Origin of the sequence: Sporosarcina sp. FSL K6-1508 (assembly GCF_038007465.1) — a bacterium.
Taxonomy (GTDB): Bacteria; Bacillota; Bacilli; order Bacillales_A; family Planococcaceae; genus Sporosarcina; species Sporosarcina psychrophila_B.
Map to the genome: position 1 here is coordinate 1,006,353 of NZ_JBBOXF010000001.1, position 16,300 is coordinate 1,022,652.

Below are 16,300 nucleotides of genomic sequence, written 5' to 3' on the forward strand. Positions count from 1 at the left end.
AATAGATTAAATATCGTATTACTTCTGTATCCTCACTGACAATACGTCACAGTGGGGATATTCGTATGGTTTTTGGGACGCTTTGACTAGTGGCACGAAACTTGCAATGTAGTTATATATGTTCATATCGCAAGAAAGCCGAAAACTATGGGGTGGATATTGATGTCAACTTTGTTGGAAGTCAAAAATCTTAAAACACATTTTAAAAAGAATAAACGCGTCGTTCGGGCGGTAGACGGAATAGATTTTGAGATAAAAAAGGGTGAGACTGTTGCGCTTGTCGGGGAGTCCGGATGCGGAAAAAGCATGACTTCACTTTCAATTATGGGTCTTGTCCCGTCACCGGAGGGGAAAATAGAAGACGGTGAAATACTGCTAGATGGCGTTGATCTGGTACAATCACCCGAGAAAAAAATGTATAAAGTTCGAGGGAAAGATATTGCGATGATTTTCCAGGAACCGATGACATCTTTAAATCCTGTTCTAACAATTGGTGACCAATTGATGAGTGTCATCATTTATCATTTAAAACTCACAAAGAAACAAGCGGAAACCAAAGCGATAGAAATGCTGGAGTTAGTCGGTTTTTCTGATCCGAAAAAAATACTTAAAGATTACCCGCACCGCTTATCTGGCGGGATGAGACAACGAGTGATGATTGCGATGGCAATGTCCTGCAATCCCAAGTTGCTGATAGCGGATGAACCGACAACTGCATTAGACGTTACCATTCAAGCACAAGTCCTTGAGTTGATGAAAAAATTAAGTGTGCAATTTTCTACATCGATTCTTTTAATCACACACGATCTTGGTGTTGTTTCTGAACTGGCGGAAAGAGTCATTGTTATGTATGCAGGTAAAATTGTTGAAATCGCTCCTATTGATGATTTGTTCGAAAGCCCCCTCCATCCCTATACAGTAGGGCTAATTAATTCGGTCCCGAAAATAGATGGAGAAATTGAAAGGCTTCAGGCTATCAAAGGGAATGTTCCCGCTCCCGGATCAATAATAACAGGTTGCAGGTTTGCGGCTAGATGCAGCAAAGTGTTCGACCGCTGTAACAAGGAAATGCCAGCCTTGACAAAAATGGATGAAACTAGATCTGTTCGCTGCTTTTTGTATGACGAAGTGGGGGTGGAATGATGGGATCGACAAATTTATTAGAACCAACAAAACTTGAAAGAGTAAATAAAGTAATAGAAGAAACATTATTGGAAGTCCAGCATTTAAAAATGTACTTTCCAGTGAAAGCAGGAATAATACAACGTACAGTTGGTCATGTAAAAGCCGTTGACGATATTAGTTTTACCGTGAAGAAAGGGGAGACACTTGGAATCGTCGGAGAGTCGGGCTGCGGTAAATCGACGATGGGCAGGGCTCTTATTCGGTTATACGAACCGACAGGTGGGCATGTTCTGTTTGACGGAACCGATATTACGAAGTTACCGGAAAAAGAATTAAGGCCACTAATCCGAAGAAAAATTCAAATGATTTTTCAAGATCCTTATGCTTCCTTAAATCCCAGAAAATCATTGGGCAATCTTTTAAATGAACCGTTAAAAGCACACGGATTATATGGCAAACAAAAAGAGCGGGATGAAAAAATAAAGGAACTACTCAACGTCGTCGGGTTGCATTCCTCATCCATTAATCACTATCCTCATGAATTCTCGGGAGGGCAACGTCAGAGAATAGGCATAGCTCGATCCTTGGTGTTGAATCCGGAACTAATTATTGCGGATGAGGCTGTTTCTGCATTAGATGTATCCATACAAGCGCAAATCATTAATTTGCTGGAGGACCTTCAGTCGGAATTTAACCTTACGTATATATTCATATCCCACGATTTAAGTGTGGTAAGGCATATTGCGGATCGGGTAGGCGTTATGTATTTGGGGAAACTCGTTGAGCTGGCTGACAAGAATGATTTATACTTTGAACCGCTTCATCCATATACACAGGCACTACTTTCCGCCGTACCTGTTATTCGAAGCAAAGGTACTGTCAGCAGGGAGAGGATTGTTTTAAAAGGTGATATTCCGAGTTCTGTCAATCAGCCGGCTGGATGTGTATTCCATACAAGATGTCCGGCAAAAATGAAAGTTTGTGAAACGATGATTCCTCAACTTAACGAAGCGCGACCAAATCATTTCGTTGCCTGTCATTTATATGATGAAAGTCTATAAATGGGTAAATAGATTTTTATTCTGTAGAGGGGGGAAGACGTTTAATAACTGGCAGCGGTACGATTTCAGAAAAAGTTAAGGGGGAAAAGTAGTATGTTGAAAAAAAGAATTTTACTAGCAGTTGTTTTCATATTAATGCTTATAGTTTCTGCATGTTCGGACGGAGAAGTTAAAGACAAGAGTGACCAAAAGGACGGTAACCAAACAGAAAAAGACGCAGCTTCAGGCGGTAAATTAATGCTAGGTACGACAGCTGCTCCGACATTATTCAATCCATATTACTCAACTGATACTTCAAGTTCGACGCTTGAAGGATTTATGTTTAGCGGATTAGTTACAGTCGACGAAGATTTCAATCCCGAAGGAGATCTAGCCGAAAGCTGGGATTTCTCAGATGATGGGCTAACATGGACTTTCCATTTGAGGGAAAGTGTTAAATGGCATGATGGGGAAGATTTTAATGCGGATGATGTTGTATTTTCTTATGGCATTCCATTGAATGAAGGTTACGTCGGACCACGGGGGCTGCCGTTTGAAATTATTGATGAAATAAATAAAGTTGATGATTATACAGTAGAGTTTGTCCTTTCTGAACCATACGCACCATTCATTACGATTACGGCACAATTTGAAGTATTGCCGGAGCATATTCTCGGAGATGTTCCTATTGCGGATCTTGGCAAGGACAAATTCAATACAAAAGAACCGATTGGAACGGGTCCATTCAAATTTAAAGAATGGAAAGAGGGAGAGTATATTGAACTTGTAGCGAATGATGACTATTTCCTTGGAAAACCAAAATTGGATGGTATTATTTACAAAATTGTCCCTGATATGAATACGCTGATGGCTCAGTTGGAAGTTGGCGATATTAATATGATGGGCATTTCTCCACAATATATCGAAACCGCCAAAAGGTTGGAGGAAAAAGGGAAGATAGTAGTATCTTCTGGACCTGCCAATGCTTTTGAATTTATCGGTTATAACTTAAGAAATGAATTGTTCCAAGACAAAATGGTGCGCCAAGCATTAACGCATGCCATTGATAAGGCATCCATCGTAGAGGCTTTATTGGATGGAGCAGGCACTGTTGCAGATGGTCCCGGAAGCCCTGCAAACTGGGCATTTAATCCAGATGTTCCGAAGTTCGAGTACGATCCAGAGGTTGCGAAGGAAATGTTGAAAGAAGCTGGGTGGGAACCGAATTCTACGGGCGTTTTGGAGAAGGACGGTAAGAACTTTGAATTTGTATTGAAAACGACATCGGCAAATGAAGTTCGTCAGCAAATTGCAGAAGTTGTTCAGCAGCAACTGAACGAAATTGGTATTAAAGTTTCGATTGAAGTACTTGAATGGAGTGCCTATGTAGAACAAACAAGTCCGCCGCTTTGGAACTTTGACGCTATCGTAGCAGGTTGGTCTATCGGCAGCGACCCGGACCCAACGTGGTTCTGGCATACATCCGAAATTGAAAACGGCTTGAATTACAGTGGTTATTCCAATAAGAAAGTTGATGAACTACTGTCTGAAAATACAAAAGTATCCGACCTAGATGAAAGAAAAAGAATCATCGCCGAAGCGGATGCAATTGTTGCCGAGGATCAGCCGAATACATTCTTATACTATGTGGAGGGCAGTTTAGCAAATGCACCGAGTCTTCACGGACCTTCATATAATGCGTCCAACACTTACTACAACATACATGAATGGTACATCGAATAATTATTTAAAATAAAATCCCTATCATAAAAAGCGAACATCTCAAGTATACAACTGGAGGTGTTCGCATTATTACTAAATCAATTGTATGGATGAACTCATATTTTTAAAGTGGAAATGGTTTCTATATATGTTGAACAAATGAATACTTATATAAACTGAGCGAAGGTGGCTTAGGGCGGGAGGCATCCCATAGCGCCGTAGCAAATTCAATGGGATTCTTTATTTCAACATATATAGTATTTTATCCATTGGATATTCAGAAAGCCCCAGTCAACGAAAAATTATAAGAAGGAGCGGACTGAAAATGACTACATATATAGTAAGAAGAACGTTAATGGCTATCCCATTACTTTTTATTATAACAATCATTTCATTTGCCATGATGCAGATGGCACCGGGAGATCCTACGGCGTTAATGATGGATCCCATGATCAAACAGGAAAATTTAGCCGCTTATAAAGAAGCCTATGGTTTAAATGATAACGTCATAGTTCAGTACGTTAGGTGGCTGGGAAATATGGCGCAAGGAAATTTTGGGGAATCATTGATTCGGCAGGGTGTACCTGTTAGCGAACTGATTGTGGCCCGGCTTCCAAATACCTTGATATTAATGGTCGTGTCATCTGTCATTGCTTTTCTTATTTCCATTCCACTTGGCGTCATCTCAGCGACTAAACGTAACTCTTTGACTGATTATTCGATTACATTTGTATCCTTTTTAGGAATTGCAACACCAAACTTTTGGATAGGTCTTGTCTTGATTATGTTTATGTCTGTTCATATGGGCTGGTTTCCGACGGGTGGTGTCTCGACTCTTGGAGAACCTTTCAGCCTGTGGGATCGCATTCATCATTTAATACTTCCGGCGTTTGTACTTGCGACCGCAGATATGGCAGGATTAACGAGATACTCCCGTTCGAGTATGTTGGAAGTATTGCGGCAGGATTATATTCGTACAGCTAAAGCGAATGGTTTCCGCAATATGACAGTTATTTTTAAGCATGGCCTTCGTAATGGACTAATCCCGATCATTACAATTCTTGGGTTAATGTTGCCGTCATTTATTGGAGGATCTGTCATAATAGAAAGTATTTTTGCATGGCCCGGAATTGGTTTGCTTTTTGTAGAAGCCGCATTTCAACGGGATTATCCAGTAATAATGGCGGTAGTTGTAATTGCAGCGTCCTTGGTCGTAATCGGAAACTTAATTGCAGATATACTTTACGCTATATTCGATCCGCGAATTGAGTATTAGGAGGGGAAAGAAGTGACACCACCAGGAATGAATCCAACGGCGAATGAGCCATTGCTTATAGATGGAACACAAGATTATATTCACGAATCGATTTGGAAAGTCATGTTGCGCAAGTTCATGAAAAACAAACTAGCTGTCATTGGTGCATTTTTGCTGTTTATTATTATCGGCTGTGCCATATTTGCTCCTTGGATAGCGCCGCAAGATCCTAGTAAACAAGTTTTGCTGGATAAACTTAGTCCGCCAGGAGAAAAGTACATTTTAGGTGCAGATACTTTAGGGCGTGACACATTGAGTCGATTGCTTTACGGGGCGAGAGTCTCCTTGCTTGTAGGCTTTGTTTCCGTGGCGGGTTCAATTTTTATCGGCACGGTAATCGGGGCGGTAGCAGGTTATTACGGCGGCAAGCTTGACGCGGTTCTTATGCGAATTGTAGATGCTGTCATCTCATTCCCCTCACTGTTCTTACTCATTACACTTGTTACTATATTTGAACCAAGCCTAATGACGCTTATCAGCGTATTTGCAATATTTGGCTGGACTGGAACCGCCCGTTTAGTGCGGGGGGAATTTTTATCCCTTCGTTCGGCTGAATTTGTATTGGCGGCAAGAACATTAGGAATCCGGAACGTCAAGATCATATTTTCTCATATTTTGCCTAATGCAATGGGGCCGATTATTGTTTCTGCAACACTTGGTATTGGAGGGGTCATTTTAGGGGAAGCCGCCCTAAGTTATCTTGGACTCGGTATTCAACCGCCGATTCCGAGTTGGGGGAATATGCTGCAAAGTGCCCAAAATCCTCAAATCATGCTTGGCGCATGGTGGTACCCTCTATTCCCAGGCTTTATGATTCTGATTACTGTACTGGCATTTAACTTTATAGGTGATGGATTACGCGATGCATTTGATCCTAAAATAAGTGAATGAAATAGTAAGCGAAAGAAGACCATTCTCAAAATGAATTTCATTTTGAGAATGGTCTTCTTCATGCACTTATTATGAGAACATATCTAATCCTTTATAAAGGAACGTATAAATGTCCGTATGTTCTTCAATGATTTTTACTGTCGGCTTACCCAGTCCATGACCGGCATCTTTTTCAATTCTGAGGAGGATGGGTGCTTCACCAATTTGAGCTTCTTGCAGGGTCGCTGCATACTTTTTCGAATGAAGCGGTACAACCCGATCATCCGTATCTCCAGTTGTGATTAATGTGGCGGGATATGTTTGATTGGGTGAAATATTATGAAGCGGTGAATAGGCATAAATTGTTTTAAAGTGTTCTGCGTTCTTTTCCGCATTACCGAATTCTGATGTCCAAAATCGTCCAACAGTGAAGTGCTGATATCTGAGCATGTCAGTTACAGGCACTTGGCAAATGACTACACTAAATAAGTCGGGTCGTTGGTTCATACAAGCTGAAACCAATAGGCCGCCATTACTTCCGCCCATAATGGCCAATTTGGAAGGGCTCGTATAATCGTTGCTGATCAACCATTCAGCCGCTGCGATGAAATCATTGAATACTTGTTGTTTCCTATCAAATGTTCCAGCTTGATGCCAATCTTCTCCATACTCTCCGCCGCCCCTGATGTTAGCTACGGCATAGATACCCCCATCTTCGATAAACATCGCATTGGATGCAGAGTAGGAGGGTGTTATGCTGATGTTGAATCCACCGTAACCGTATAACAGTACAGGATTATCTCCAGTTAACTTGAGATCTTTTTTATGGATGATAAACATAGGTATGTTCGTCCCGTCATTTGAAGGGTAAAAATATTGCTTTGTTTCAAAAGCCGAACTATCCAGCGCTCCCTGCGAAGAAAAGACAGTCTCGAGGCAATTTGTCGTGAAATTATAGCGTGCAACTGTCGTCGGGCTTAAGTAAGAAGTGTAACTAATGAACATTTCTTTTTGTTCTTTATTTGTGGTGATGTTTGTCACCGTAATCATATCAGGAAGATCCAGTTTACGGATGAGCACTCCGGATAGATTATATAACTTGATGAAGTCTTTGGCGTGCTTCAGATAGGTTATCGCTAATTGATCATCCATCAGTTTAGTGAATGACATGACACCCTCTTGTTCAGGAATAATTTCCTGCCAATCTTTTTCTTCAGGCTGGTTAATATCAATGGCAACTATTTTCCCGTTCGCTGAATCCTTATTGGTATAGATATAAAAAGTAGTGCCTTTATTTCCAATGAATGAATAATAGGCATCTCCTGCAGCGGCTAGGGGGATAAATTCACCTTCGCTCGCAATCGGTCGATAATAAAGCCGGTTTTTGTTTTCTGTTCCTTTCCATGATTCAAGCAAAAGATAGTTATAGTCGTCTGAAATGATAGCGGCGAATGCGAGCTCTTTGTCGTCCGTACTTTCATGAATTAGTTTGTCTTCGGTTTCGGGCGTGCCCACGTCATGGAAATAAAGTCGGTTATAATTACTTTCATCGACGGAATCTACAGCACCAAATTCGGGGTAGCGGCTGTAATAGAAGCCGGTTCCATTTTCAATCCAGGCAAGACTGCTGAATTTACAGCGTGAAATGATTTCCGGATATTCCATGCCATTGTCCATGTTACGGATTTTTATTTCTTGCCAGTCGCTGCCATTCTCTGAAAGTGCATATGCCATTAGATTTCCTTCTTTGTTAAAGGAAATGTGTGTTATAGCCGTTGTTCCATCTGGATTCAATGCGTTTGGATCGATCATGACTTCTGGCGAGGCATCTGAAAGTGTTTTTGCACGATAAAATACAGGCTGATTTTGCAGGCCGTCATTTTTTTGGAAGTAATAATAATTGCCTTCTTTTTGGGGAACGAAATACTTTTCATAATTCCAATGTTTTGTTAGCTTTTCTTTTAGCTCTTTTCTTTCAGGAATTGTTTTGAAATAAGATTGTGTGTTAGCGGTTTGTTGCTCATCCCATATTTTTGTTTCTGTACTCTTATCATCTTCCAACCATCTGAAAGGATCTTTAACAATAGTGCCATGATAGTTATCTGTAACAATTTGTTTTTCTTTTTCACTTTTCATTCCGTTAACGCTCCTTTGTTTGTATTTATAGGCGTGAAAATTCTTTACACCTATAAATACATGCAAGTTATGTGCCGATATATAGGAAATACGAAAATAAAAGACTGGCTTTTCAAATGGGAGGAAATGCATTCATTGTGAATGAATTCACAATAAGTGACACATGTCATATTGAAAATCATGACACATATGTCTTCTGTGAAATCAGAAAGTTCTTTATCATTAGATTCAAGGTAGTGAATCAGAAAAAGAACATCAGATTGAAGGAGGATAACACAACATGTCTAAAGAAAAAACAAAGCAGTTGCACAAAGACGTTGCCCCTTTTGCGAAGTCGGATAAAAAGAAAAGTATTATACAACTTGTCAATACAGTCCCGCCGTTTCTAATCCTTTGGTTTTTAGCTTACCAAAGTCTGTCAGTATCTATCTGGCTAACCCTTGGAATTTCTGTGATTGCAGCAGGATTTGTCATTCGGACATTCATCATCTTCCACGATTGCACGCATGGTTCATTCTTCAAAAACAAAAAAACAAATGATATTGTAGGTACCATTACTGGTGTCCTTACACTGTTTGCATATGAAAAATGGAAACGCGAACACTCAATTCATCACGCAACAAGCTCAAATCTCGACAAACGCGGCACGGGTGATATCTGGGTCATGACGGTTGAAGAGTATGTTGAAGCTTCAAAATGGCAGCGTTTTGCTTACCGTTTATACCGTAACCCGATTGTTATGTTCGGTTTCGGACCGCTTTTCCTTGTACTTATCTCAAGCCGTTTCAACCGTAAAGATGCACGTAAAAAAGAACGCAACAATACGTATTTGACAAACGCAGTACTGGTTGTTTTGTACACCGGCATGATTATGCTTGTCGGTTGGCAGGCATTCCTTATCGTACAAGGAACGATCATGTTCGTTGCAGGAGCACTTGGTATTTGGTTGTTCTACATCCAACATACATTTGAAGACTCTTATTTCGAAGAGGAATCGGAGTGGGATTATGTGAAAGCAGCTATTGATGGTAGTTCATACTACAAACTACCGCGTGTATTGCAGTGGGCGACAGGAAATATCGGTTTCCATCATGTCCATCACTTGTCACCGCGTGTTCCGAACTACAATTTGGAAATGGCGCATGAATCGACACCACCTCTTCATGTAGCAACTACAATTACAATCAAAGAAAGTTTGTCGTCAATCCGCTACCGTTTATATGATCCGGAGAAGAAAAGATTTATCGCGTTTAAAGACGTGAAGCATATGATTAAGTCAGCACGCCCCTCAATTGATTTAAAGCCGAAACGCACAAGTTTCGACGCAGAATAATAATGGAAACAGTCATCTCTTAAGGGATGGCTGTTTTTTTTATCCCCGTACAAATGAACTCTCTTAAATCTTGGTTGGTCGCAGCAACGACGTGAAAATCCGCTTTTGGCGCTTCCGTTCAGCCCAAAAAATTAGTCGTTGCTCGAAATGAATCGAAATTTAATCATGACGACATGAAATGTGATAATCTAATTATACAAGGTATTGAATATACAGAAGATTAGGAGGGATTTTAGTGGAGGACGGATTGGGAGTTAGTATTAAAGATTTAAGACTGAAAAAAAGGATGACATTAAATGACGTGTCTAAAAAAAGTGGTCTGTCTATTAGCTTTTTATCGCAAGTAGAACGTTCTATAAGTTCAGTCACATTGACGTCGCTTAAGAAAATATCGGAGGCGCTTGGAGTAAATGTAAGTTATTTTTTTAATTTACAGAATGCACAAAGAGTCAGCATTATAAGGAAAGAAAAACGTGAAAGCCGTAGGTATCAAAATGCCAAATTTAACTTTTCAAGTTTAGCCGGGAGTTTTCAAAACCCATTATTTGAACCAATTATTGCGACACTATTACCAGGTGAAACGCAAATAAAGCCTTATTCACATGAAGGTCAAGAGTTTTTATACGTTTTAGAAGGAACTTTGACGGTCATATTAGATGACAAAGAGCACTTTTTATATCCAGGAGATAGTCTACATATCGAATCAACGACTCCGCATACCTGGTTTAATAATTCTAATGAGCTGGTAAATTTATTAATTGTAGTGGCATCAATTAATAGTAGTACGATAAGCAAATTTGATAGGATTTAAAAAATACTGGAATGGCTTGTATTAAACGATTGCGCTAAAAATCCAATTTTCACGTCGGGTTAAAGTATCAATCAATTCGAAACTGTCTATTAATTATTGTTGACATTGACGTAAATCCGATTATAATTGGAATGAGAATAACGGTTTTCAGAATTGACTGTTCATTTAATCGGAATTGTTTTTTTGTGAATAAATTGAAGTGGAGGTGAAATTATTTAAGTTGAGGAGAATAAGTTAAAATTAAATTAAATTTGAAAAATGTCTATTTAGTACTAAAAACAGTTGAGTGGGGTGTGAAAATATGAAGTTATTTAGAGGGAAGAAAAGTAGAACTTTATCAATACTTATCATGGCAACACTACTAGGATTAATATCCGCCTGTTCACAAGGGGATGCAGAAGGACAGGCAGTGGATGGAAAGGTATACAAGTGGAGAATGGTCACACATCAAATTCCAGGTACGTCAAGGTACGACGGTACAATTCTACCATTTGTTGAAGCGGTCAAGAAAGCATCTGGTGGAAGGTTGATAATTGAACCGTACGGTGCAGATAACCTATTTCCTACTACAGATACATTTGATTCCGTAAAAGATGGTGTAGTTGAAATGGCTGCCATTTACACTGGGTTTTGGACGGGGAAAGATCCTATTTTTGCCCTAGGCGGAGGAACAATGCCTGGAGATCCAATACAAGGATTTTCTGAACACTTCTATCGTTCTGATCAATTGGAGCCGTTAATAAGTAAAGTATATGAAAAACATGGCATAAAAAACTTAGGTGCATTTGACTATGCACCAGAAGAAATATTGCTTTCAACAGTACCGATTAATTCGGTTGCTGACTTTAAAGGTAAAAATATCAGAGCTGCGGGAATTGCTAGTATTTATTATGGGAAATTAGGTGCATCAGCAATTTCGTTATCAGCACCGGAAATTTATACCGGATTACAGTTGGGAACTGTAGATGCAGCTGAATACAATGACTTTTTAGTAAACAAGGAGCTTGGACTTAATGAAATAACAAAATACGTTATCGAACCTGCCTTGCATGTAGGACCAAGCACTGACAAAGAATTAATTGTTAATCCTAAAGCGTGGGATTCACTACCTGACGACTTAAAAGCAATTGTTATGACTGCAAGGGATGAGGCGAGATATAATTCGGCAGTAGCTTATGGCGTTGAAAATCAGAAAGCAAAACAAGAATGGTTGGATAGTGGTGTAGAAATTATTCAGTTACCTGATGAAGAAGTAACAAAAATGCGGAAAGTTGCTTTTGATTTACTACTCGAATACAAAAAAGAAAGTGCTGCAAGTGAAGAATATATTAATGCCTATGCACAAGTTTTATATGATTTGGGATATGAAGAAGATGCGGGAAAACTGGGGTATAAAAAATAGTTATAACTAAAGCTTTGCCTTGTTTTTTAACCACCTGAATAAGGTGAAGAACTATATCATCAATAAGAGTAAATCAAATGAGAAGTGGTGAAGAGTAAAATGAGAAGTATTCTTAGGGCAATAGATAAAATATCTTATTGGTCGGGGAAAATCGTGAGCTTTTTAATCATACCGCTAACGCTTGTTATATGTTACACCATTATAATGAGAAAATTTTTTTCAAGTGCACCAGACTGGGGATTTGAAGTACCAATCTTTCTATATGGGATTGGCATCATGATTGCTGGTGCAGAGGTCCTCCGCGTAAATGGGCATATATCTGTTGACGTTATTCCAAGACTACTGCCGGCAAAGGCTCAAGTTATTTTGAAAATATTCTCATCGACAATAATAATTATTGTTTGCCTGTTTATGGCTTGGCAGGGATACAATTCTGCGTTAAGTTCTACATTAATTAATGAACACTCTTCCCATCAAAGTTCATTTAACCCTCCAATTTGGTGGTTTAGGTGGTTCATTCCTCTTTCTGCCATATTAGTTCTTTTGCAGGCAATTAGGCAACTAGCCAATGAAATTCTTGAACTCCTGGGAAAGGAAAATGAAGATGTTACTTGAATATGCACCGATAATCATGTTTATTGTTTTGCTTTTATTGCTTTTTTTAGGGGTTCCAATCGCTTTTTCTTTAAGTTTTACGGGCCTTGTATTTGCTTACTTTTTATGGGGGATACAAAGTACAAGTCTCTTAACTAGTGCCGTCTGGGGTGTGATGAATAACTTCACACTTATTGCAATTCCGTTATTTATATTTATGTCAATACTATTGGAAAAGTCAAATATAATTGCTGATCTATATGATGCAGTTTATAAATGGTCTGGTGGTTTACGAGGTGGTTTGGCCATTGCAACTATTATTGTTGGAGCAATTATTGGTGCAATATCAGGTGTAGTTGCTGCTGGTGTAATTGGATTAGGCTTAATTGCTTTACCTCAAATGTTGAAATATAAATACCAGGAAAATTTAAGTCTAGGTGCTGTTATGGCTGGCGGTACCCTAGGTCAGTTAATACCCCCAAGCTTAAATATGGTAGTTTACGGTGCGATAACCGGTGTTTCTGTTACAAGTCTTTTTGCTGGTGGATTGGGAACGGGAGTTTTTCTTGCTAGCTTGTTTGTTATCTATATTTTAGTACGTTCTTTTCTTCAAAAAGATTTAGCGCCAGCTCTTGAAAAGGAAAAAAGGGCAACGTTGAATGAAAAGGTTGTCGCATTAAAATCAATAATTCTTCCCATGCTTTTAATTTTTATTGTATTAGGAACAATATTTACAGGAACTGCTACTCCTACCGAGGGTGCCGCTGTAGGGGTTTTAGGGACATTAGTTATTAGTTTAATTACTAAAAGACTTAATTTGAAAGGGTTCATGTCCGCTCTATATGAAACACTTAAAATGTCAGGAATGGTCGGTTGGATACTTGCTGGGGCAGCATGCTTTAGTTCGGTATTCTCAGGAGTAGGTGGAAATCGATTAGTGTCAGATATGGCCCAATCTGCACCGGGTGGAAAATGGGGCGTACTTGTATTCTCTTTAATATTTATAATCATTTTGGGAATGTTTTTAGAAACAATGGCCTTAATTATGTTAGCCGCACCTATTATTTCTCCACTAATTGCCGATGCCGGCTTTGATCCGTTGTGGTGGGGGATTGTCTTTATGGTTGTTTTACAACTAGCTTACTTAACACCGCCGTTTGGATTTGCAATATTCTATTTGAAGAGTGCAGTTAGTGACAAGATTCCAATTGAGAGAATTTATAAAGCAACATTACCATTTATTGTATTGCAGCTTATAGCTGCTATAATATTTATTCTTTTCCCAGGGTTAGCCCTATGGATTCCTGAACTATTAAAAAAATAGTGGAAACCGTTAGTTTAATTTATAAACAAAAATATAAAACATAGGAGGAATTTATTATGGTAAAACTTGAAGGGGTATTCCCAGTACTAATTACACCAATGATCAATGAAAGGGAAATCGATTGGGAAGGATTCAAAAATAACATCGAGCATTTCATCAATGCGGGTGTGACAGGTCTTACAATTAACGGCAGTACGGGCGAATTCGTCAGCTTGACAAGGGAAGAGCGCTATAAAGCAGTTGAAGTAGCAGTTGCACAAGTCAACGGTCGAATTCCATTGATAGTTGGTACGGCGGCCGAAACGACAGCAGATGCGATTGAATTTACACAACAGGCTGAACAGGCTGGTGCGGACGCTTCATTGCTGATCAACTCGTATTATTCACACCCGAAAGAGAACGAAATCTATGAACACTTCAAGGCTGTTGCAGAATCTGTTAAATTCCCGGTGATGATTTACAATAACCCATTTACATCGGGCGTCGACATTAGCACGGAAACGATTCTAAAAGTCGGACGTGACGTTGAAAACATTACGCATATTAAAGAATCAAGCGGTGGCATCGGCAAAGCGCGTGATATTGCCCGACAGGGCGCAGGTTTCATTAAAGTATTCTGCGGATCTGAGGACCTTGCAATCGAATCGCTACTTGTCGGTGCAACGGGATGGATTTCTGTATCGGGGAACATTGCACCACGCCTTGTGACGGACATGTACAACCATGTTCAAAATAATGAATTGGACCAGGCTTGGGCACTTTATGATAGACTTCTGCCGCTTTGCGAATTTCTTGAAGGGTCCGGAAAATACGTTCAAATCGTTAAAAGAGCAATGGATCTGCAAGGGTTAGCGGGCGGACCATGCCGCAGACCGAGACTTCCGCTTAACGAAGAGGAAGAAGCGAAATTGAAAGAACTTCTACAAAGCTTGGAAACGGTCACTAACTAAGAAGTGGAGGTGGAAAACGAATGGAAGCAACAGACTATAAACTGAAACCAAAAGTGCAGGAATTTTTGCAAGGCGTCAAAGGGCTTTATATTGACGGGGAATATGTACCAGCAATTAGCGGGAAAACATTCGATGTCATTAATCCGGCGACCGAAGAAGTGATCGTGCAAGTAAGTGAAGCGCAAGCAGAAGATGTTGATATAGCGGTTGCCGCTGCGAGAAAAGCGTTTGATGAAGGTGAATGGACGAAGATGGAGACAGCTGAACGTTCTCATCTTATCTATAAGTTTGCAGATTTATTGGAAGAACACCGTGAAGAGCTTGCGCAACTGGAAGCACTGGATAACGGCAAGCCTTATGCAGTAGCGCTAGCAGATGATGTGGATGGCACGGTTCAGCATTTCAGATACTACGCGGGCTGGGCGACGAAAATGGTCGGACAAACAATCCCTGTGTCCAAGGATTACTTGAATTACACCGTACACGAAGCTGTTGGTGTTGTTGGACAAATTATTCCTTGGAACTTCCCGCTAGCGATGGCTGCTTGGAAGCTCGGCTCGGCACTTGCGGTCGGCTGTACGGTCGTCATCAAGCCTGCAAGTGAAACGCCACTATCTCTTCTATATGTGGCAAAGCTATTCAAAGATGCCGGATTCCCTAACGGTGTTGTCAACGTTATACCTGGCGCCGGTCGAGTTGCCGGAGATGCGATTGTTGGGCATAAGGATGTGGATAAAGTTGCATTTACGGGCTCAACGGCTGTCGGAAAAGGCATTATGCGAAAAGCGGCTGATCAGCTCAAAGGCGTTACCCTTGAGCTTGGCGGAAAATCGCCGAGCATCATCCTGGAAGATGCCGACCTTGAAGAAGCCATTGAAGGGGCATTTAACGGCACGATGTATAACCATGGACAAAACTGTAGCGCTTGTACACGCGTCTTCGTTCACCGGTCGCATTATGACCGCGTAGTGAATGAGTTAGTCGAACGTGCAAATGCGCTGAAGCTCGGACCTGGCATGGATTCGGAAACGGAAATGGGTCCACTCGTTTCAGCAAAACAGCAACAGACGGTTCTCGACTATATCGAAAAAGGAAAAGCGGAAGGTGCACGTCTTGTCGCAGGTGGCAGCAAAGCGTTCGATAAAGGTTACTATGTGCAACCGACAATTTTTGCAGATGTAGAAGATGACATGACGATTGCGCGAGAGGAAATCTTCGGACCTGTCCTATCCATTTTTGTTTTTGATACGGTGGAAGAAGTGATCCGACGTGCAAATGATAGTATCTATGGGCTTGCAGCGAGCGTCTGGACAGAAAATATCAAAACGGGCCATTATGTTGCAAAGAAATTGCAAGCAGGGACGGTCTGGATCAACGACTTTGGTATCGAAATCGAGACAATGCCGTTTGGCGGCTACAAACAATCCGGTATTGGCCGTGAAATGGGCGGAGAATACGGTTTGGCGAACTATACTGAAGTAAAAAGTGTATTCGTGAACATCAAACAGTAATTGATTCAGTAGTCTAACTGATAGAAAAACGGCTTTGGAATCTAAATTCAAGGACGTTTTATGCCTTTCCACCAATAACATGTTTCCTCCAAAAAGTGTGACAACGAGAGATTACTATTGGATATACTAAAAGAAGTGAACATTCTATCGGCAGAAAATGCGAGGTA

General features: G+C 40.3%; 13 protein-coding genes. 12 read left to right on the top strand and 1 reads right to left on the bottom strand.

What is annotated here, in order from left to right; all coding sequences use genetic code 11:
• Positions 1-162 precede the first annotated feature (162 nt).
• The 5 genes from MKZ11_RS04680 (at position 163) to opp4C (ending at position 6,093) form a co-directional block, all read left to right on the top strand.
• A complete protein-coding gene (locus tag MKZ11_RS04680) occupies positions 163-1,143 on the top strand; it encodes an ABC transporter ATP-binding protein (protein ID WP_340792858.1) in 981 nt (326 codons plus the stop codon).
• Complete coding sequence (locus tag MKZ11_RS04685; RefSeq protein WP_340792859.1) at positions 1,143-2,186, top strand: ABC transporter ATP-binding protein; 1,044 nt, start codon at positions 1,143-1,145, stop codon at positions 2,184-2,186. Before MKZ11_RS04680 ends, MKZ11_RS04685 begins: the two co-directional genes overlap by 1 nt.
• 93 nt (positions 2,187-2,279) lie before the next feature.
• Positions 2,280-3,908 (top strand): peptide-binding protein, encoded by a 1,629-nt coding sequence (locus MKZ11_RS04690; RefSeq protein ID WP_340792860.1) that lies wholly within the window; start codon positions 2,280-2,282, stop codon positions 3,906-3,908.
• A gap of 304 nt (positions 3,909-4,212) precedes the next feature.
• Complete coding sequence (locus MKZ11_RS04695; RefSeq protein WP_340792861.1) at positions 4,213-5,163, top strand: ABC transporter permease; 951 nt, start codon at positions 4,213-4,215, stop codon at positions 5,161-5,163.
• A gap of 27 nt (positions 5,164-5,190) precedes the next feature.
• Complete coding sequence (gene opp4C / locus MKZ11_RS04700) at positions 5,191-6,093, top strand: oligopeptide ABC transporter permease (RefSeq protein ID WP_340796914.1); 903 nt, start codon at positions 5,191-5,193, stop codon at positions 6,091-6,093.
• Between the two features lie 69 nt (positions 6,094-6,162).
• Here the strand turns inward: opp4C and MKZ11_RS04705 are convergent, their stop codons facing one another.
• Entirely contained in the window at positions 6,163-8,208 is a 2,046-nt protein-coding gene (locus MKZ11_RS04705) for a prolyl oligopeptidase family serine peptidase (RefSeq protein ID WP_340792862.1), read from the bottom strand.
• A 280-nt stretch (positions 8,209-8,488) separates the two neighbouring features.
• Here MKZ11_RS04705 and MKZ11_RS04710 point away from each other — a divergent pair, with 280 nt between their 5' ends.
• The 7 genes from MKZ11_RS04710 to MKZ11_RS04740 all read left to right on the top strand — a co-directional run bounded on the left by MKZ11_RS04710 (position 8,489) and on the right by MKZ11_RS04740 (position 16,133).
• Positions 8,489-9,541, top strand: coding sequence for a fatty acid desaturase (locus MKZ11_RS04710; protein ID WP_340792863.1), 1,053 nt, complete (start codon positions 8,489-8,491; stop codon positions 9,539-9,541).
• A 235-nt stretch (positions 9,542-9,776) separates the two neighbouring features.
• On the top strand, positions 9,777-10,352 hold the full coding sequence (locus tag MKZ11_RS04715; protein WP_340792864.1) for a helix-turn-helix domain-containing protein: 576 nt from the start codon (positions 9,777-9,779) through the stop codon (positions 10,350-10,352).
• A 301-nt stretch (positions 10,353-10,653) separates the two neighbouring features.
• Positions 10,654-11,754, top strand: coding sequence for a TRAP transporter substrate-binding protein DctP (gene dctP, locus MKZ11_RS04720; protein WP_340792865.1), 1,101 nt, complete (start codon positions 10,654-10,656; stop codon positions 11,752-11,754).
• 84 nt (positions 11,755-11,838) lie between these two features.
• Positions 11,839-12,369, top strand: coding sequence for a TRAP transporter small permease subunit (locus MKZ11_RS04725; protein WP_340792866.1), 531 nt, complete (start codon positions 11,839-11,841; stop codon positions 12,367-12,369).
• On the top strand, positions 12,359-13,672 hold the full coding sequence (locus tag MKZ11_RS04730; protein ID WP_340792867.1) for a TRAP transporter large permease: 1,314 nt from the start codon (positions 12,359-12,361) through the stop codon (positions 13,670-13,672). The genes MKZ11_RS04725 and MKZ11_RS04730 overlap by 11 nt, the downstream gene beginning before the upstream one ends.
• Before the next feature lie 56 nt (positions 13,673-13,728).
• Complete coding sequence (gene dapA / locus MKZ11_RS04735; RefSeq protein ID WP_340792846.1) at positions 13,729-14,622, top strand: 4-hydroxy-tetrahydrodipicolinate synthase; 894 nt, start codon at positions 13,729-13,731, stop codon at positions 14,620-14,622.
• Positions 14,623-14,642: 20 nt separating this feature from the next.
• Positions 14,643-16,133 (top strand): aldehyde dehydrogenase family protein, encoded by a 1,491-nt coding sequence (locus tag MKZ11_RS04740; RefSeq protein ID WP_340792847.1) that lies wholly within the window; start codon positions 14,643-14,645, stop codon positions 16,131-16,133.
• Positions 16,134-16,300: the final 167 nt, after the last annotated feature.